The sequence below is a fragment of the Streptomyces roseochromogenus subsp. oscitans DS 12.976 genome, assembly GCF_000497445.1.
In the GTDB taxonomy this organism is placed as follows: Bacteria; Actinomycetota; Actinomycetes; order Streptomycetales; family Streptomycetaceae; genus Streptomyces; species Streptomyces oscitans.
Map to the genome: position 1 here is coordinate 6,023,161 of NZ_CM002285.1, position 17,369 is coordinate 6,040,529.

General features: G+C 71.0%; 16 protein-coding genes and 1 pseudogene. 12 read left to right on the top strand and 5 right to left on the bottom strand.

The genetic code is table 11. The features are described from left to right. Positions 1–83 precede the first annotated feature (83 nt). Positions 84–1,244 carry a uroporphyrinogen-III synthase gene (locus M878_RS75610; RefSeq protein WP_023550124.1) on the top strand — a complete coding sequence of 387 codons (1,161 nt, stop codon included), beginning with the start codon at positions 84–86 and terminating at the stop codon, positions 1,242–1,244. A gap of 61 nt (positions 1,245–1,305) precedes the next feature. On the opposite strand, the gene M878_RS75615 is transcribed toward M878_RS75610, so the two are convergent. From M878_RS75615 to M878_RS75630, 4 genes are read right to left on the bottom strand one after another with little or no spacing between them, the layout of a single operon-like run. After that, positions 1,306–2,073 (bottom strand): DUF899 domain-containing protein, encoded by a 768-nt coding sequence (locus M878_RS75615; protein ID WP_023550125.1) that lies wholly within the window; start codon positions 2,071–2,073, stop codon positions 1,306–1,308. 41 nt (positions 2,074–2,114) lie between these two features. Continuing rightward, a complete protein-coding gene (locus M878_RS75620) occupies positions 2,115–2,783 on the bottom strand; it encodes a DUF2182 domain-containing protein (RefSeq protein WP_023550126.1) in 669 nt (222 codons plus the stop codon). Positions 2,784–2,827: 44 nt separating this feature from the next. Beyond that, complete coding sequence (locus M878_RS75625) at positions 2,828–3,178, bottom strand: ArsR/SmtB family transcription factor (RefSeq protein ID WP_023550127.1); 351 nt, start codon at positions 3,176–3,178, stop codon at positions 2,828–2,830. After that, complete coding sequence (locus tag M878_RS75630; RefSeq protein ID WP_023550128.1) at positions 3,165–3,599, bottom strand: SRPBCC domain-containing protein; 435 nt, start codon at positions 3,597–3,599, stop codon at positions 3,165–3,167. The genes M878_RS75625 and M878_RS75630 overlap by 14 nt, the downstream gene beginning before the upstream one ends. A 213-nt stretch (positions 3,600–3,812) precedes the next feature. On the opposite strand from M878_RS75630, the gene M878_RS75635 reads away from it, so the two are divergent. The 6 genes from M878_RS75635 (at position 3,813) to M878_RS75660 (ending at position 11,121) form a co-directional block, all read left to right on the top strand. Continuing rightward, the gene (locus tag M878_RS75635) at positions 3,813–4,406 is read left to right on the top strand and encodes a CGNR zinc finger domain-containing protein (protein ID WP_023550129.1); all 594 of its coding nucleotides are present in this window, start codon (positions 3,813–3,815) and stop codon (positions 4,404–4,406) included. A gap of 247 nt (positions 4,407–4,653) precedes the next feature. Continuing rightward, complete coding sequence (locus M878_RS75640) at positions 4,654–5,238, top strand: sigma-70 family RNA polymerase sigma factor (RefSeq protein WP_030167252.1); 585 nt, start codon at positions 4,654–4,656, stop codon at positions 5,236–5,238. Positions 5,239–5,300: 62 nt separating this feature from the next. Next, positions 5,301–6,071 carry an anti-sigma factor family protein gene (locus M878_RS75645; protein WP_245238211.1) on the top strand — a complete coding sequence of 257 codons (771 nt, stop codon included), beginning with the start codon at positions 5,301–5,303 and terminating at the stop codon, positions 6,069–6,071. A 179-nt stretch (positions 6,072–6,250) separates the two neighbouring features. Further along, positions 6,251–8,614, top strand: a complete 2,364-nt coding sequence (locus M878_RS75650; RefSeq protein WP_023550132.1) for a HelD family protein — start codon at positions 6,251–6,253, stop codon at positions 8,612–8,614. A gap of 413 nt (positions 8,615–9,027) precedes the next feature. Further along, a complete protein-coding gene (locus tag M878_RS75655) occupies positions 9,028–10,452 on the top strand; it encodes an NAD-dependent malic enzyme (protein WP_023550133.1) in 1,425 nt (474 codons plus the stop codon). A 387-nt stretch (positions 10,453–10,839) separates the two neighbouring features. Beyond that, complete coding sequence (locus tag M878_RS75660; RefSeq protein ID WP_023550134.1) at positions 10,840–11,121, top strand: HU family DNA-binding protein; 282 nt, start codon at positions 10,840–10,842, stop codon at positions 11,119–11,121. Positions 11,122–11,362: 241 nt separating this feature from the next. Here M878_RS75660 and murA read toward each other — a convergent pair whose 3' ends face one another. Further along, the gene (murA, locus tag M878_RS75665) at positions 11,363–12,703 is read right to left on the bottom strand and encodes a UDP-N-acetylglucosamine 1-carboxyvinyltransferase (RefSeq protein WP_023550135.1); all 1,341 of its coding nucleotides are present in this window, start codon (positions 12,701–12,703) and stop codon (positions 11,363–11,365) included. A 276-nt stretch (positions 12,704–12,979) separates the two neighbouring features. Here murA and M878_RS75670 point away from each other — a divergent pair, with 276 nt between their 5' ends. The 5 genes and pseudogenes from M878_RS75670 to M878_RS48915 form a co-directional block, all read left to right on the top strand. Continuing rightward, entirely contained in the window at positions 12,980–13,552 is a 573-nt protein-coding gene (locus tag M878_RS75670) for a YqgE/AlgH family protein (RefSeq protein WP_023550136.1), read from the top strand. A 29-nt stretch (positions 13,553–13,581) separates the two neighbouring features. Next, positions 13,582–13,869, top strand: a complete 288-nt coding sequence (locus tag M878_RS48910) for a DUF3039 domain-containing protein (RefSeq protein WP_031225798.1) — start codon at positions 13,582–13,584, stop codon at positions 13,867–13,869. A gap of 213 nt (positions 13,870–14,082) precedes the next feature. After that, positions 14,083–15,753: a beta-N-acetylhexosaminidase gene (locus tag M878_RS75675; protein WP_023550138.1), complete on the top strand. Its 1,671-nt coding sequence runs from the start codon at positions 14,083–14,085 to the stop codon at positions 15,751–15,753. A 258-nt stretch (positions 15,754–16,011) separates the two neighbouring features. After that, positions 16,012–16,905, top strand: a complete 894-nt coding sequence (locus M878_RS75680; RefSeq protein ID WP_023550139.1) for an FAD binding domain-containing protein — start codon at positions 16,012–16,014, stop codon at positions 16,903–16,905. Next, positions 16,902–17,369 (top strand): annotated as a pseudogene (locus M878_RS48915) (hypothetical protein); the annotation flags it as partial. The gene M878_RS75680 and the pseudogene M878_RS48915, both read left to right, overlap by 4 nt.

Here is a 17,369-nt window from a genome sequence, read left to right on the forward strand (position 1 = left end):
CACCGGCGCAATGAAGTCGAACCGAGCCTGTCATGCGCCGTTGACAGGCTCGTTCGGCGTGCCGGCCAGCTAGGAGATGCCCCATGTACGACGAAGAGCAGCAAGCCGGAGCCCTGGAGCACGGTCCGCTCGCGGGATTCACCGTGGGCGTCACCGCCGCGCGCCGGGCGGAAGAGCTGGGCGCCCTGCTGCAGCGGCGCGGTGCCGCGGTCCTGCACGCCCCCGCCCTGCGCATCGTGCCGCTCGCCGACGACGGCGAACTCCTCGCCGCCACGAAGGGGATCATCGACCAGGTGCCGGATGTGGTCGTGGCCACCACGGCGATCGGATTCCGCGGCTGGATAGAGGCCGCCGACGGCTGGGGCCTCGGCGAGCAGCTGCTCGGCCGGCTGCACGGCGCCGAACTGCTGGCCAGGGGCCCCAAGGTCAAGGGAGCGATCCGCGCGGCCGGTCTGACGGAGGAGTGGTCACCTTCCTCGGAGTCCCTGGCCGAGGTCCTGGACCGGCTCCTGGAGGAGGGCGTGGACGGCCGCCGTATCGCCGTACAGCTGCACGGCGAACCGCTTCCGGGCTTCGTGGAGTCCCTGCGGGCCGGGGGAGCGGAGGTGGTCCCGGTGCCGGTGTACCGCTGGATGCCCCCGGAGGACATCACCCCACTGGACCGTCTCCTGGACGCGACGGTCGCCCGGTCGCTGGACGCGCTCACCTTCACCAGCGCCCCGGCGGCGGCCTCCCTTCTCTCCCGGGCGGAGACCCGGGGCCTGCTCCCCGACCTGCTGTCGGCCCTGTCCCACGACGTCCTCCCGGCCTGCGTGGGCCCGGTCACGGCGATCCCGCTGCAGGCGCACGGCGTGGACACGATCCAGCCGGAACGCTTCCGGCTGGGCCCTCTGGTCCAGCTGCTCTGCCAGGAACTCCCGGCCCGGGCCCGCTCGCTGCCGATCGCCGGGCACCGGGTGGAGATCCGGGGCCACGGGGTCCTGGTCGACGGCGACCTCAGGCCGGTGCCGCCGGCGGGCATGTCGCTGCTGCGCGCCCTGTCCCGGCGGCCCGGCTGGGTGGTGCCCCGGGCGGAACTCCTGAGGGCACTGCCGGGCGCGGGCCGCGATGAACACGCGGTGGAGACGGCGATGGCCCGCCTGCGTACGGCTCTGGGGTCACCGAAGCTGATCCAGACGGTGGTGAAGCGGGGCTACCGCCTGGCCCTGGACCCGGCGGCGGACGCCAAGTACGCGGACGCGTAGAGCACGGACGCGTAGAGCACGGACGCGTGGCGCACCGACGCGTGGCGCACCCGGCGGTCGCTCACCGGCTGTCGTACTCGTCGTGGCGGTGCCACCAGAAGCCGGTCTCGTTACGGCCGAGGGGTGCGCGGTCGAGCCACTGGTACATGCCCCACAGGGCGTCCAGGCCGCGCGCGTACGCCGAGTAGGTGTGGTAGACGGTGCCGTCCTGCAGGGCGAACGCGCTCACGCCGGGGCCTTCGCGCCGGTAGGTCCGCCAGTCCGTGCCGACGATCGACCGGGTGAAGGCGTCCCGGGAACTCTTCTCGTCGGCCGTCGCCGGCCGCAGGTCCTCCTCACCGAAGTTGTACGCGACGACTCCCGCTTCCCACTCCTCCTCGGTGTGCGCCACCCCGAAGTCGAAGTTGAAGTCGCTGCCGTAGGACGACGCCCACGGGAAGCTCCAGCCCATCCGCTGCCGGTAGGAGAGGAGTTGGGCGAGCGGGGCCCGCGATACCGCCCAGAACATCACGTCGTGGTGGGCGAGATGGACCACGGAGCCGTTGAAGCCGTCGGCGATCGCCGAGCAGGACGGGCATCCGGCGGTGTAGTCGGGCCCGAACATGAAGTGGTACACGAGCAGCTGCGAGCGGCCCTGGAACAGGTCGGCGAGCGACGCTGTGCCCTCGTCCGTCTCGAAGCGGTAGTCCTTGTCCACCCGGACCCAGGGCAGCTCCTGCCGGCGCCGGGCCAGCTCGTCGCCGCGCCGGGTCAGCTCCTTCTCCGCCTTGAGCAGCTCCAGCCGCGCGGCAAGCCACTCCTCGCGTGTCCCCGTCTTGTGACCAGTCATGGTCCGCCTCCGTTTCCTGTTCCGTTTCCTCTTCGGTGTCGTTACGTCCCTGGTGGCATGAGCAGCCCCGGAACCAGCGAAGGCGCGATGACGATCACGAGTCCGAGTCCGGCGATCGCCAGCGCCAGGGGAACGTCGACCGCGGTCCTCGCGGGCAGCAGCTTCTGGGCGGAGGCGAGGACGGCGACCACTGTCATCCACAGCGGGCTCATCACGCCCAGCGCCACCAGCATCGCCATCAGCCCGATGGTCGAGCCGGTGCAGTACCACCCGTACCTGAGCCCGGAACCGGCCTCCTCATGGCAGCGGCGCCGGAAACGCCGTTTGACCGGCGTGAGTTCATAGGCGCCCGCCGCGATCACCACCGCGCCGGCGGCCGGTGCTCCGTGCGGCCGGTCCAGCGCGTACGCCACGACACCCGCGAGCGCCCAGACGGCCACGTAGCCCGCGGCGAACGGCAGCGCGGTGCACAGCCCGCCGGTCGCGCGGACGTGCCGGGCGACGGCCGGAGCCGCGCCCGGCAGCATCATCGCCGCCATCATCGTCGTCCACGTCGCGGCGAAGAACCCCGAGGGACCGGGGCTGGTCGCCACCCCCATGTTCATGCCGTGCATCAGCCGGACCGCGGCGGCCCAGCATGCCGTGGCTGTCGCGAGCGTCACCCCCAGTGCGATCGCCGGCTCGGCCGGCCGGCGGAATTCCGCGTTCACCTTCGGTGCTCCCTCCGCAGTGGGCGCGGGCGGCGCCGGACCCGTCACGCGGATCCGCGCGCCTGCTCGTCGAGGTGATCCTTCAGCGCGTCGAGCGGGCTGTCCCAGTCACGCGCCAGCGCGGCCAGGAACTGCTGCGCCACCCGCATCGGCGCGGTCCGCAGCCGGTACCGCACCCGGCGCCGCTCACCCGGTTCGGCCGTCACCAGTCCGGCCTCGGCCAGCAGGGCCAGGTGTTTGGCGATCGCCTGCCGCGTGATCGGCAATCGTCCGGCCAGGTCCGTGGCGGTGGCCGGCCCCGCTGAGGCCAGCGCGGCCAGGATGCTGCGCCGGGTCGGGTCGGCCAGAGCGGCGAAGACCTGTTCGGCGACCGCCTCGATGTCAGGCCGCTGCATCGAGGTAGTCGACCAGTTCGCCCAGCTCGCGTGCCCAACCCTCGGTGTGACCGTCGAATTCGGTGCGGTAGACGTCGTCCGGCAGCTGGGCGAAGCCGGTCTCGACCACCGTCAGTCGGGTGCCGGTGGCGACCGGTTCGAGCGTGAACTCCACATAGGTGCGGCGCGGATCGTCCTCGGGCAGACCGGCCATGCGCCATGTGTAGCCGAACACCGTCGGCTCCTCCACCCGTTCCACCCGCATGTCGGCGGAGTGGCCGCCGTCCCATTTCATCCAGGCCGAGCCGCCCGGGCGCAGATCGATCCCGGCCTGGTCGCCGAACCAGGCGCTCAGGCCCTCGGCCGTGGTGAGGGCCGCCCACACCTTGGCCGGCGGGTGCGCGATCTCGACGGTCCGCTCGATGCGATCGGGGAATCCCATAGCTGCCTCCACATGTATAGCAACCAACTGATTGCGATACTATGGCAACCATTCGGTTGCGTCAAGACGACCGAGCCCTGCGTGCCGAGGCGCGCGTTCGCATGCGCGTGCGTCCAGCCCGGTACGAGGGGTTCCGACCCGGCGTCCGGGCGGGCACTGTGAAGGGAAGAGCCCACGGTTCCCCCCGCTTCCTGCCTAGGCGGTGACAGGCGCATGGCACTGGGTACGGCCACGCCCGCGTACGAGCTGCGTTTCGACGCCGGACGGATCTGTCTCGATCTCCTCGCGACCACGCATCCGGCCGAACGGCTGGACTCCGTCGAGGCGTTGTGCGCGTGGATCGGCGGGGCGGGGCTCGTGCCGGACGGCACGCCGCTGGCCCACGCCGACGGCCACTGGCTCGTCGGGTTCCGCGAACTGCGGGCGCACATCGGGCGGTTGGTGCGGGCCCCGCATGCCGTGGATCCACCGTCGCGGGACCGCTCCCTCGCTCACGTCAACGAGGCCGCCCGCGCCTCGACCCCGGCCCCGCTCGCCGTACCCGCCGAGGACGGCTGCCTCATCAGGGAGTTGGCCGGTTCGCCGACGTGTGCGGAACTGCTCGCCCTCGTCGCCCGGGACGCCGTCGAGCTGCTCACCGATCCCGTCGCGCGAGCCGCCGTACGGGAGTGTGAAGGCGACAACTGCCCGCTCGTGTACCTGGACACCTCCCGCGGGCGGCGCCGGCGGTGGTGTTCCAGCGAGGTCTGCGGGAATCGGGAGCGAGTGGCCCGGCACCGGCGGCGAGCCGCTCTCGCCCGAGCGTGAGCCTCCCCGTGGCAAGTGATTTGCGTAACACCCGGTTTCCCGGGTCTCCCGGCCGGGCAGCCCTGCCGTCCCGGACGACCCCCCTCCGATGTGCCGGAAATGTAAAGATCATGCGGGAGGAATGTGCTCGCATGTCCCTGTCGTCACGTCACCCCCGGGAAAACTGTCACCTCCGTTTGAACACCTCAACGCTCGTTTCCGTACGGGTGGGCGAGCGACCGACTGGGGGAACCCCCGGACACCGGAGGTGGGCGTGCGCAAGGATGCGGCCGTGGCCAATGAACGTGGATCGAGGGCCCGACATCGCATGTCCTCACAGCCCTCGGAACCCGACGAGGAGCTGATGCGTGCGCTGTATCGAGAGCACGCCGGACCTCTGCTCGCGTATGTCCTGCGGCTGGTCGCCGGTGACCGGCAGCGCGCCGAGGACGTCGTACAGGAAACGCTCATCCGTGCCTGGAAGAACGCCGGTCAGCTCAATCGGGCGACCGGATCGGTACGCCCCTGGCTGGTGACGGTCGCGCGCCGCATCGTCATCGACGGCCACCGCAGCCGGCAGGCCCGGCCGCAGGAGGTCGATCCGTCGCCGCTGGAGGTCATCCCCGCGGAGGACGAGATCGACAAGGCGCTGTGGCTGATGACGCTGTCGGACGCGCTCGACGACCTGACCCCGGCCCACCGGGAGGTACTCGTCGAGACGTACTTCAAGGGGCGTACGGTCAATGAGGCGGCCGAGACGCTGGGCATACCCAGTGGCACGGTGCGGTCTCGGGTGTTCTACGCCCTGCGGTCGATGAAGCTGGCACTGGAGGAGCGGGGGGTGACGGCGTGATGAGCGGTGGATACGGGGGGATGCAGGGATTCGGCATGGGTGGTCCGGGTATGTCTGGCCCCATGAGCCCCAACCAGGGATCTTCGGTGCCGAGCGAGCACGAGACCGTCGGCGCCTATGCCCTCGGGATTCTCGACGACGCCGAGGCAACCGCTTTCGAGGCGCATCTCGCCGGCTGCGAGTGGTGCGCCCAGCAGCTGGACGAGCTGGCCGGGATGGAGCCGATGCTCGCCGCGCTCGCGGACCTGCCGGGCTCCGGCAGCACCCCCGCGATCGGCGACTCGCTGTCCGCCAGGCCCAGTCCGCGGCTGGTGGAGAAGCTGGTCGACGAGGTCGCCGAGAAGCGCGCCCAGAAGCGACGGCGTTCCTTCTACATGATCGCCGCGGCGGCCGCACTGATCATCGCCGGACCGCTGGCCGCCATCGCCGTGAACAGCGGCTCGTCGGGCGGAGGCGGCCAGGTCACCGCGTCCTCGGCGCAGACCACCTTCGAGGCCATGTCCGACAAGAGGTCGGCCACCGACCCGGCGTCCCACGCCAGCGCGACCGTCGGCATGCAGCAGAAGGACTGGGGCACCCAGGCGGTCCTGGAGCTGAAGAACGTCAAGGGCCCCCTGAAGTGCTCTCTGGTGCTCGTCGCGAAGAACGGCCAGCGCGTGACGATGTCCTCCTGGTCCGTGCCGAACTGGGGCTACGGCATCCCCACCGCGAAGACCGAGGAGTCCAGGAAGCCGCTCTACATCGGCGGCGCGGCGGCCTTCAAGCCGAACGAGATCGACCACTTCGAGGTCGTGACCTTCGACGGAAAGAAGATCGTGCAGGTGCAGGCGTAGCGCGCGCGGCGGGCTTGGCCGGGATCTCAATCGGGTGTGTCCTGTCCGAACTCGCCTGCCGGTCGCGTCGTGGCTGGTCGTGCAGTTCCCCGCGCCGTGGGGAGCTGCCGACCCCGTAGCTTTGAGAGGGCCCTTTCGCGTACGGTTGACGGCTGCCCAGCACGTCAGAAGGGGGCCCGGTGGCCGCTCAGGTTCAGCAGTCCGCGGTCGGCTCGTCGCACGACGCACACGACTCCGTCCGCGACCGGGAGATCAGCGTCGAACAGGAACACCTGGACCGGGTGTACCGGCGTCTCGAGGAGAAGATCCACGAGGCCGAGTTCCTGATGAACGACGCGGCCAAGGGCGGCCAGGTCGGCACCCCGGGCGCGCTGGCCGAGCGGGACGCGCAGGTCTTCCGGGCCGGCATCCACCTCAACCGGCTCAACAACGAGTTCGAGGACTTCCTCTTCGGGCGGATCGACCTGCTGCTCGGCAAGGACGGGAAGAAGGGCCCCGACGGGGCCTACACCGCCGTGGAGCCCGCCGAAGGCGCCGTACGGGACGACAACACCGCCGACATCGCCGAGACCCTGCACATCGGGCGCATCGGCGTCCTCGACGAGGACTACGCGCCGCTGGTCATCGACTGGCGGGCACCGGCCGCCGCGCCCTTCTACCGGGCCACGCCCGTGGACCCGGGCCGGGTCGTACGGCGCCGGGTCATCCGGTCCAAGGGGCGCCGGGTGCTGGGGGTCGAGGACGACCTGATGCGGCCCGAGCTGACCGCCCACCTGGACGGCCGCACGCTGCCCGTCATCGGCGACGGCGCCCTCATGGCCGCCCTCGGCCAGGCCCGCGGCCACACCATGCGGGACATCGTCTCCTCCATCCAGGCAGAGCAGGACCTGGTCATCCGCGCCCCCGCCGCCTCCATCACCTATGTGGAGGGCGGGCCGGGAACCGGCAAGACCGCCGTCGCCCTGCACCGCGCCGCCTATCTGCTCTACCAGGACAGACGCAGATACGCGGGCGGCATCCTCATCGTCTCCCCGACCCCGCTGCTCGTCGCCTACACCGAGGGCGTGCTGCCCTCGCTCGGCGAGGAGGGGCAGGTCGCGATCCGCGCGATCGGCTCACTCGCCGTGGACGCCGTCGGCGCCGAGGCCACGCTGTACGACTCCCCGTCCGTGGCCCGCGCCAAGGGCTCGTACCGGATGCTGAAGGTGCTGCGGAAGGCCGCCCGGGGCGCCCTGGAACTGGGGCCCTGCGCCCGGCCCGCCCGTGCCGGGGACGCCGGGCCGCAGGCCTTCGACGGCCCGCCCGCCCGTCTGCGCGTCGTCGCCTTCGGGCGCCGGCTGGAGCTGGAGGCAGCCGAGCTGGACCGGGTCCGTCGCACCGCTCTCGGCGGCACCGCGCCCGTCAACCTGCTCCGGCCGCGCGCCCGCAAGCTGCTCCTGGACGCCCTGTGGGCCAAGTCCGGGGCGGCCGGCCGGCACACCGACCCGGAGCTGGCCGCCGAGCTGCGCTCCTCCTTCGACGAGGACGTCACGACCGAGGACGCCTTCATCGCGTTCCTCGACGCCTGGTGGCCCGAGCTGACCCCGAAGCGGGTCCTTGCGGCCATGGCCGACGAGAAGCGGCTCGGCCGCTGGGCCCGCCGGATCCTCAACCCCGGCGAGGTCCGCAAGGTCGCCCGCGCCCTGCAGCGGGACGGCCACACCGTGCACGACATCGCCATGCTGGACGAGCTGCAGGCGATCCTCGGCGCCCCGGCCCGCCCTCGCAAGAAGCGCGAGCTCGACCCGCTGGACCAGCTCACCGGCCTGGAGGAGCTGATGCCGGTGCGCGAGGAGAGCCAGCGGGAGCGGGCCGAGCGGCTCGCGCAGGAGCGCACCGAGTACGCGCACGTCATCGTGGACGAGGCGCAGGACCTCACGCCGATGCAGTGGCGCATGGTCGGCCGCCGCGGCCGGCACGCCACCTGGACGGTCGTCGGCGATCCGGCCCAGTCCTCCTGGTCCGACCCGGACGAGGCGGCCCAGGCCCGCGACGAAGCCCTGGGCACCCGGCCCCGGCGCCGCTTCCAGCTCACCGTGAACTACCGCAACCCGGCGGAGATCGCCGAGCTGGCCGCCAGGGTGCTCGCGCTCGCCATGCCCGGCTCCGAGTCGCCGCGCGCGGTGCGGTCCACGGGGGTCGAGCCGCGCTTCCGGGTCGTGGAGAGGTCGTTGGCGGACACGGTGCGAGCAGAGGCCGAACGGCTGCTGGACCTGGTCGACGGCACGGTCGGCGTGGTCGTCGCCATGAACCGGCGCGAGGAGGCCCGGCGCTGGCTGGCCGGACTCGGCGACCGGGTGGTGGCGCTCGGCAGCCTGGAGGCCAAGGGGCTGGAGTACGACGCGACGGTCGTCGTGTCGCCCGCGGAGATCGCCGACGAGTCCCCGGCCGGGCTGCGCGTGCTGTACGTGGCGCTGACCCGGGCCACCCACCAGCTGACGGTGGTGTCGGGGGAGCGGGACGAGCCGGACGCGGCCGGGGTGCCGGATCTGCTGCGCGACTGACGTTCCGATCTGCTGCGCGACCGACTTCCTGTGAACATCCCGGACGGGAATGGCCTTACGGCATCGGTTTGTTAGCCTTGGTGTGGCACCGGCCCGATCCAAGCCCCCGGGCCCAACCTTCGTCCCTGCGAGGGACCACTTGCCGCGAGGCGAGCATGGCGGGTCGGTGTCATGAACGTGTGGGAGACCCACATCACCGAGGTGATGTGGGTCTCTTTCTTTGGGGTGCGCACCCCTTTTCCCGCCTGATCATTTCTCGTATGGTGGAAGTGGTTTTCCGAAACCATGCCACCTGCTCGCCGATCCCTGTGAACAAAACGTCCGCAACCCTGGGCGACTATCACGTACTCACGGGTAGGTGCGACGATCGGACGGCACAACTCGCGACACGGTGAAAGCAGAGGAAGTCGGCCATGGCAACGGCGCCCAGCGTCTCCTACTCGATGACCATCCGGTTGGAGGTGCCCGCGAGCGGAACCGCCGTCTCGCAGCTCACCACCGCCGTGGAGTCCTCCGGAGGCTCGGTCACGGGCCTCGACGTCACCGCGTCCGGCCACGAGAAGCTCCGTATCGACGTGACCATCGCGGCCACCTCCACGGCCCACGCCGACGAGATCGTCGAGAAGCTGCGCGGCATCGAGGGCGTCACCCTCGGCAAGGTCTCCGACCGTACGTTCCTGATGCATCTCGGCGGCAAGATCGAGATGCAGTCCAAGCACCCCATCCGCAACCGTGACGACCTGTCCATGGTCTACACGCCGGGTGTGGCCCGCGTCTGCATGGCGATCGCCGAGAACCCCGAGGACGCCCGCCGCCTCACCATCAAGCGCAACTCGGTTGCGGTTGTGACGGACGGTTCCGCCGTGCTCGGCCTCGGCAACATCGGCCCCAAGGCCGCGCTGCCCGTCATGGAGGGCAAGGCGGCCCTCTTCAAGCGCTTCGCCGGCATCGACGCCTGGCCGATCTGCCTGGACACCCAGGACACCGACGCGATCGTGGAGATCGTCAAGGCGATCGCACCCGGGTTCGCCGGGATCAACCTCGAGGACATCTCCGCGCCCCGTTGCTTCGAGATCGAGGCCCGGCTGCGCGAGGCCCTCGACATCCCCGTCTTCCACGACGACCAGCACGGCACCGCCATCGTCGTCCTCGCTGCCCTGACCAACGCCCTGCGCGTCGCGGAAAAGGCCATCGAGAACATCCGGGTCGTCATGTCCGGCGCCGGCGCGGCCGGTACGGCCATCCTCAAGCTGCTGCTCGCCGCAGGCGTGAAGAACGCCGTCGTCGCGGACATCCACGGTGTCGTCCACGCCGGCCGCGAGGACCTGGTGAACGCACCGGCCGACTCGCCGCTGCGCTGGATCGCGGACAACACCAACCCCGAGGGCCTCACCGGCACCCTGAAGGAGGCCGTGCGCGGCGCGGACGTGTTCATCGGCGTCTCGGCCCCCAATGTGCTGGACGGCGTCGACGTGGCCGCCATGGCCGACGGCGCCATCGTGTTCGCGCTCGCGAACCCCGACCCCGAGGTCGACCCGGCGATCGCCCGTCAGACGGCCGCCGTCGTGGCCACCGGCCGCTCCGACTTCCCGAACCAGATCAACAACGTGCTGGTCTTCCCGGGTGTCTTCCGCGGCCTGCTGGACGCCCAGTCCCGCACCGTCAACACCGAGATGATGCTCGCCGCCGCGCAGGCCCTCGCGGACGTCGTCACCGAGGACGAGCTGAACCCGAACTACATCATCCCGAGCGTCTTCAACGACAAGGTCGCGGGCGCCGTCGCCGGAGCGGTGCGCGAGGCCGCGAAGGCCGTCGGCGCGTCGGCGTCGGCCGAGTAGGCGACCGGCGTTGCTGCGGGCGGGTACTGGGGGCTGCCGTCCCCAGACCCCCCGTTTCGGCCCGCACGACCGCGTCCTGAAGCGCCGAAAGGGCTGATTTTCCCGCCCTGTACTGTGTGGAGGCTGTGAGGATCACCACGGCGGCCCCCGCACCGGCGCGTCGTGGAACCAGCTGATGCCGGGCGCGCTCTAGGGTGACGCCGAGCGGGCGCTTTTCGTGTGACTCCCCAGGGTGTTCTCACGACTCCTACGGGTGCCGGATTGGCTTTACCGCCGCAGGTAGGGGCAGGATGCGTCCCTGGGCGCGAGCGCATCGGCATCGCAGTGCCCCGGGCGGATCCGCCGCGGGGCACACCCCAACGGCAAGAAAAACACGGGAGTAACAACATGAACCGCAGTGAGCTGGTGGCCGCGCTGGCCGACCGCGCCGAGGTGACCCGCAAGGACGCCGACGCCGTGCTGGCCGCGTTCGCCGAGACCGTCGGCGAGATCGTCGCCAAGGGCGACGAGAAGGTCACCATCCCCGGCTTCCTGACCTTCGAGCGCACCCACCGTGCCGCTCGCACCGCGCGCAACCCGCAGACCGGCGAGCCGATCAACATCCCCGCCGGCTACAGCGTGAAGGTCACCGCGGGCAGCAAGCTCAAGGAAGCGGCCAAGGGCAAGTGACCTTGCCGCCCCTGTGCCAACGGGACGGTGCAGGGGCACTGTGCATAACGGCGATGGGGCGGCACCCGGTTTTCCGGGTGCCGCCCCATCGCCGTAAGAACACCTAACCGAGTGCTTTGCCGGGTAGTTCGACTTTGGCTCCCAGCTCCACGAGCTTCTCCATGCTGTGTCTGCCCGGGGGACAACCCCCGGACCCCCGGCCGGAAGCGTGTGCCCCCGGGCCCGGGATCAGGCGGCGAGGTCAGCCGAGTGCTTTGCCGGGCAGTTCGACTTTGGCTCCCAGCTCCACGAGCTTCTCCATGAAGTTCTCGTAGCCGCGGTTGATGAGGTCGATGCCGTGGACGCGGGACGTGCCCTCGGCCGCCAGGGCCGCGATCAGGTACGAGAAGCCGCCGCGCAGGTCGGGGATGACCAGGTCGGAGCCCTGCAGCTTGGTCGGGCCGGAGACGACCGCGGAGTGCAGGAAGTTGCGCTGGCCGAAACGGCAGTGCGAGCCGCCCAGGCACTCGCGGTAGAGCTGGATGTGGGCGCCCATCTGGTTCAGCGCCGAGGTGAAGCCCAGCCGGGACTCGTACACCGTCTCATGGATGATGGACAGGCCCGTGGCCTGCGTCAGGGCCACCACCAGCGGCTGCTGCCAGTCGGTCTGGAAACCGGGGTGTACGTCCGTCTCCAGCGCGATGGACTTCAACTGGCCACCGGGGTGCCAGAAGCGGATGCCCTCGTCGCCGATCTCGAAGGCGCCGCCCACCTTCCGGTAGGTGTTCAGGAACGTCATCATCGAGCGCTGCTGGGCGCCGCGGACGTAGATGTCGCCGTTGGTCGCGAGCGCCGCCGAGGCCCAGGACGCGGCCTCCAGGCGGTCCGGCAGGGCGCGGTGGGTGTAGCCGCCGAGGCTCTCCACACCGGTGATGCGGATCGTGCGGTCGGTGTCCATCGCGATGATCGCGCCCATCTTCTGCAGCACGCAGATGAGGTCCTCGATCTCCGGCTCGACGGCCGCGTTGGACAACTCCGTGACACCCTCGGCCAGTACGGCCGTCAGCAGCACCTGCTCGGTCGCGCCCACGGACGGGTACGGCAGCGTGATCTTCGTACCACGCAGACCCTTCGGGGCCTCCAGGTACTGCCCGTCCGCGCGCTTCTCGATGGTCGCGCCGAACTGCCGCAGCACGTCGAAGTGGAAGTCGATGGGCCGGCCGCCGATGTCACAGCCGCCGAGGCCGGGGATGAACGCGTGGCCGAGACGGTGCAGCAGCGGACCGCAGAAGAGGATCGGGATACGGCTGGAACCCGCGTGGGCGTCGATGTCAGCCACATTGGCGCTCTCGACGTACGTCGGGTCCATCACCAGCTCGCCGGGCTCCTCGCCCGGACGGACCGTCACCCCGTGCAGCTGGAGCAGGCCGCGGACGACCCGCACGTCACGGATGTCGGGAACATTGCGCAGTCGGCTCGGCGCACTGCCCAGCAGGGCAGCGACCATGGCCTTCGGTACGAGGTTCTTCGCACCGCGGACACGGATCTCGCCCTCCAGCGGGGTTCCGCCGTGGACAAGCAGGACATCGTCGTTGACGGTCATGTATCTCGCGTTCCGATGAGTTGGGCAGGGGCCGGCCGATCACTGTGCGCAGGGGCCGGGAAGACAGGGTAATCGCCGTTCACCCCCCTCCCGTAAGCCCGAGTACCGCCCAGCCACGTCATAGCTGTGTCACAACACGAACCGTTCCCTTTCGGGCACATGGGGTCACCGGGCGCGGTCGTGCGCCCGGGGCGCTTCCGTGCTCCTTGAGCTGCGTTCACTCCGGCACCCCCGCCCGCTCCCCACTGCGGGGCAAGATGCGGGATCATTTCTGGCATGACCGAGGTGTCCTCGCTCACAGGGCGGCTGCTCGTGGCCACTCCCGCCCTGGCGGACCCGAACTTCGACCGCGCGGTGGTGCTCCTTCTCGACCACGACGAGGAGGGCTCCCTCGGTGTCGTCCTCAACCGCCCCACCCCCGTGGACGTGGGCGACATCCTGGAGGGCTGGGCCGACCTGGCAGGCGAGCCCGGTGTGGTCTTCCAGGGCGGCCCCGTCTCGCTGGACTCGGCGCTCGGCGTCGCGGTCATCCCGGGCGGCGCGAACGGCGACCTCGCCCCGCTCGGCTGGCGCCGGGTGCACGGCGCGATCGGCCTGGTCGACCTGGAGGCCCCGCCGGAGCTGCTCGCCGCGGCCCTCGGATCCCTGAGGATCTTCGCCGGATACGCCGGCTGGGGCCCCGGCCAGCTGGAGGACGAGTTGGTCGAGGGCGCCTGGTACGTGGTCGAGTCGGAGCCCGGCGACGTCTACTCGCCGGCCCCGGAAAGACTCTGGCGCGAGGTCCTGCGCCGCCAGCGCAACGAACTGGCGATGGTGGCCACATATCCGGACGACCCTTCGCTCAACTGATACCTGTGCGCTTCAGTACCCTGGCTGGTATGAGCACTCTTGAGCCCGAGCGCGGGACTGGTACGGGGACCCTCGTAGAGCCGACGCCACAGGTGTCGCACGGCGACGGCGACCACGAGCGCTTCGCCCACTACGTCCAGAAGGACAAGATCATGGCGAGCGCCCTCGACGGCACTCCCGTCGTGGCGCTGTGCGGCAAGGTCTGGGTGCCGGGCCGCGACCCGAAGAAGTACCCCGTGTGCCCCATGTGCAAGGAGATCTACGAATCCATGGGCAGCGGCGGCGACGACAAGGGCGGCAAGGGCGGCGACAAGTAAGGATCCGTCGAGGATCCGTCCAGGATTCGTCTGTCCGAGGTCGTAAGGCCCCCGGTGTGTGCGCGGTGCGCGCGTTCCGGGGGTCTTCGTGTTCTCTGGTCAGGGTGTTCTCTGGCCATGAGTGGTCGAGACCGGTAGCCTCCTCGAAGTTGTGCGCAGTGGAACGGTCGTTGCACTCTGTGCAACGCATGTGGCGGAGGTGCGGCGGACGGCATGAGCGACAAACCCCTCTTCCCGGAACCCGACGTGGCGCTGATCCCCGCGCCGGCCGGCATCGCGGCCTCGCTGCCCGGTGGTGGCACCGGATTCGTCATCGACGCGGACACCGAGATCGAGGCCACGGAGGGCACGGAGCGGGTCGCGCGCTGGCTGCGGACGACCGTCGGCGCGGCGACCGGGCTGCCGCTGGCCCCGCTGCGCGACAGCGGCTGCCGCGTCCTGTTGCGGATCGATCCCGCGCTCGCGGACGCACTCGGCAGTGACGAGGGCTATCAGCTGTGCGCCGACGGATATCTCGTCTGCATCGACGGCGCGAGCGAGGCCGGTCTGTTCTGGGGCGCCCAGACCTTTCGTCAACTGCTCGGCCCGGAGGCCTTCCGGCGCGCTCCGGTCAGCGGCCGGACCGAGTGGGAGTTCCCGGCCGTCACCATCCGCGACGCGCCCCGATTCCGCTGGCGCGGTCTTCTCCTCGACGTGGCCCGGCACTTCATGCCCAAGGAGGGCGTGCTGCGCTACCTCGACCTGATGGCCGCCCACAAACTCAATGTCTTCCACTTCCATCTGACCGATGACCAGGGCTGGCGGATCGAGATCAAGCGGTATCCGAAGCTGGCCGAAACCGCCTCCTGGCGGGCACGGTCGAAATTCGGACACCGCGCGTCGCCCTTGTGGGAGGAGAAACCGCACGGGGGTTACTACACCCAGGACGACATCCGGGAGATCGTCGCCTATGCCGCCGAGCGGCATATCACCGTCGTCCCGGAAATCGACGTACCGGGCCATTCGCAGGCCGCCATCGCCGCGTATCCGGAACTCGGCAACTCCGATGTCATCGACACCACCGCCCTGGACGTCTGGGACAACTGGGGGATCTCCGCCAACGTACTCGCCCCCACTGACACCACCCTGCGCTTCTACGAAGGGGTGTTCGAGGAGGTCCTGGAGCTGTTCCCTTCGCGGTTCATCCATGTCGGCGGCGACGAGTGCCGCAAGGAGCAGTGGACCGAGTCGGTGACCGCCAAGACCCGGATCGCGGACCTCGGCCTCGCCGGCGAGGACGAGCTGCAGTCGTGGTTCATCGGCCACTTCGACGCCTGGCTCTCGGCGCGCGGGCGCCGGCTCATCGGCTGGGACGAGATCCTGGAGGGCGGGCTCGCGAAGGGCGCCGCGGTGTCGTCCTGGCGCGGCTACGGCGGCGGGATCGCGGCCGCGCGGGCCGGCCACGACGTCGTCATGTGCCCGGAGCAGTACGTGTATCTGGACCACCGTCAGGCCCCGGGCGAGGACGAGCCGGTGCCGATCGGGTTCGTGCGCACCCTGGAGGACGTCTACCGGTTCGAACCCGTCCCGGACGGCCTCACCGAGGCGGAGGCCCGGCATGTGCTGGGCACTCAGGCCAACGTCTGGACCGAGGTGCTGGAGGACACCGCGCGCGTGGACTACCAGACCTTCCCCCGGCTCGCGGCCTTCGCCGAGGTGGCCTGGAGCCGGCTGCCCGCCCCCGCAGAACGGGACTTCGCCGGTTTCGAACGCCGTATGGCCGCCCATTACGCGCGACTTGACGCCCTCGGCGTCGCCTACCGGCCGCCCACCGGGCCCCGGCCGTGGCAGCGGCGCCCCGGCGTCCCCGGCCGCCCGATCGAGGGACCGCCCCCGAACAAGTGACCGTGGCGTCCAGTCGACTGTCCCGAACAAGTGCCGGAAAAACGCTCCAAGGATCACCAAAGAGTGTCAATCGGTGCGCACCGGCAATGCCGTGCGAAAACGGACCATCTCCGCGATGAGGTGGGCGAATGCCTCCTAGCGGACCCCCGCGTTCGGCCCTTGCGAAGATGTGCCAGAGTTGCCACGTCCGCCCTGTGAGCACGTACCGTACGGCCACACAGGTGGGACCAGGTGGGGCAGCGGGAAGGGGCAGCCGGTTTGACCACGCACGCACCGCAGGCGGCGCAGGCCGTCACGCTGCCCACGACGCTGGACGAGGCGGTGGCGGCCCTCGGCGCCCTGCCCACCGCCGTGCCCGTCGCGGGCGGCACCGACCTCATGGCCGCCGTCAACTCCGGCCAGCTCAGGCCCGCCGCCCTGGTGGGCCTCGGGCGGATCAGCGAGATCCGCGGCTGGCAGTACCAGGACGGCCACGCCCTGCTCGGCGCGGGCCTCACGCACGCGCGCATGGGCCGCCCCGACTTCGCGGCCCTGATCCCGGCGCTCGCCGCCGCCGCGCGCGCCGCGGGCCCGCCGCACATCCGCAACGCGGGCACCCTCGGCGGCAACATCGCCTCGGCCGCCCCGACGGGTGACGCCCTGCCGGTCCTGGCCGCCCTGGAGGCGACGCTGATCATCGCGGGCCCGGACGGAGCCCGCCGGGAGATCCCGGTGTCGCACCTGCTGGCCGGCATGGAGATGCTGCGCGGCGGCGAACTCATCGGCTACGTGCGCGTGCCGCTGCTGCACGCCCCGCAGGTCTTCCTGAAGGCGACCGGACGCACCGGCCCCGGCCGCGCGCTGGCCTCCGTGGCGCTCGTCCTCGACCCCGCCCGGCGCGGAGTGCGGTGCGCCGTGGGCGCCATAGCGCCGATGCCGCTCAGGCCCCTGGAGGCCGAGCAGTGGGTCGCGCAGCTGATCGACTGGGACAACGACCGTGCGCTCGTCCCGGAGGCCCTGAACGCCTTCGGCGAGTACGTCGCCGCGGCCTGCATCCCGGACCCGGTACCGGAGCCCGACGGCTCGGTGACCCCGCTTCCGCCCGCCGTACTGCACCTGCGGCGCACCGTCGCCGCACTGGCCCGACGAGCACTGGGGAGGGCGCTGTCGTGACCGACGACCAGCACGGACAGGGCACGCCCCAGGGCGGCGGACGCTGGGACCCGCTGCCCCAGGGCGACTACGACGACGGCGCCACCGCCTTCGTCAAGCTCCCCGAGGGCGGCATCGACGCCCTGCTGTCCGGCGACAGCCCGCTGGCCGCGCCCGGACACGGCTATGTGCCGCCGCGGATAACGGCCGCCCCCGGCACCGACGATCCCGCCGCGCCCGACACCTGGACCGCGCCCGCGAGCGGCGTCCAGTGGCCCGACCCGAACGCCACGCCCCAGGCACCGGCCGCGGACGACCGGTTCACCTACCAGCCCGGCGCGACCCAGCAGTGGACCTTCGAGGAGCCCGCGGCGGCCCCGGCCGCGCCCGGACACGACGTCACCGGGCAGTGGTCCATCCCGGTCGCCGGCGGCGACCTTCCGGACGAATCGGGCGAGTTCACCACGTCCTCCCTGGTCGAGCAA

Bases quoted from the DNA above. Each gene is read 5' to 3' on its own strand.
- M878_RS75645 (WP_245238211.1), top strand. From the start codon at position 5,301: ATGAGCCCCAACCAGGGATCTTCGGTGCCGAGCGAGCACGAGACCGTC.
- M878_RS75635 (WP_023550129.1), top strand. From the start codon at position 3,813: ATGGCACTGGGTACGGCCACGCCCGCGTACGAGCTGCGTTTCGACGCC.
- M878_RS75670 (WP_023550136.1), top strand. From the start codon at position 12,980: ATGACCGAGGTGTCCTCGCTCACAGGGCGGCTGCTCGTGGCCACTCCC.
- M878_RS48910 (WP_031225798.1), top strand. From the start codon at position 13,582: ATGAGCACTCTTGAGCCCGAGCGCGGGACTGGTACGGGGACCCTCGTA.
- M878_RS75675 (WP_023550138.1), top strand. From the start codon at position 14,083: ATGAGCGACAAACCCCTCTTCCCGGAACCCGACGTGGCGCTGATCCCC.
- murA (WP_023550135.1), bottom strand. From the start codon at position 12,703: ATGACCGTCAACGACGATGTCCTGCTTGTCCACGGCGGAACCCCGCTG.
- M878_RS75615 (WP_023550125.1), bottom strand. From the start codon at position 2,073: ATGACTGGTCACAAGACGGGGACACGCGAGGAGTGGCTTGCCGCGCGG.
- M878_RS75660 (WP_023550134.1), top strand. From the start codon at position 10,840: ATGAACCGCAGTGAGCTGGTGGCCGCGCTGGCCGACCGCGCCGAGGTG.
- M878_RS75630 (WP_023550128.1), bottom strand. From the start codon at position 3,599: ATGGGATTCCCCGATCGCATCGAGCGGACCGTCGAGATCGCGCACCCG.
- M878_RS75625 (WP_023550127.1), bottom strand. From the start codon at position 3,178: ATGCAGCGGCCTGACATCGAGGCGGTCGCCGAACAGGTCTTCGCCGCT.
- M878_RS75655 (WP_023550133.1), top strand. From the start codon at position 9,028: ATGGCAACGGCGCCCAGCGTCTCCTACTCGATGACCATCCGGTTGGAG.
- M878_RS75610 (WP_023550124.1), top strand. From the start codon at position 84: ATGTACGACGAAGAGCAGCAAGCCGGAGCCCTGGAGCACGGTCCGCTC.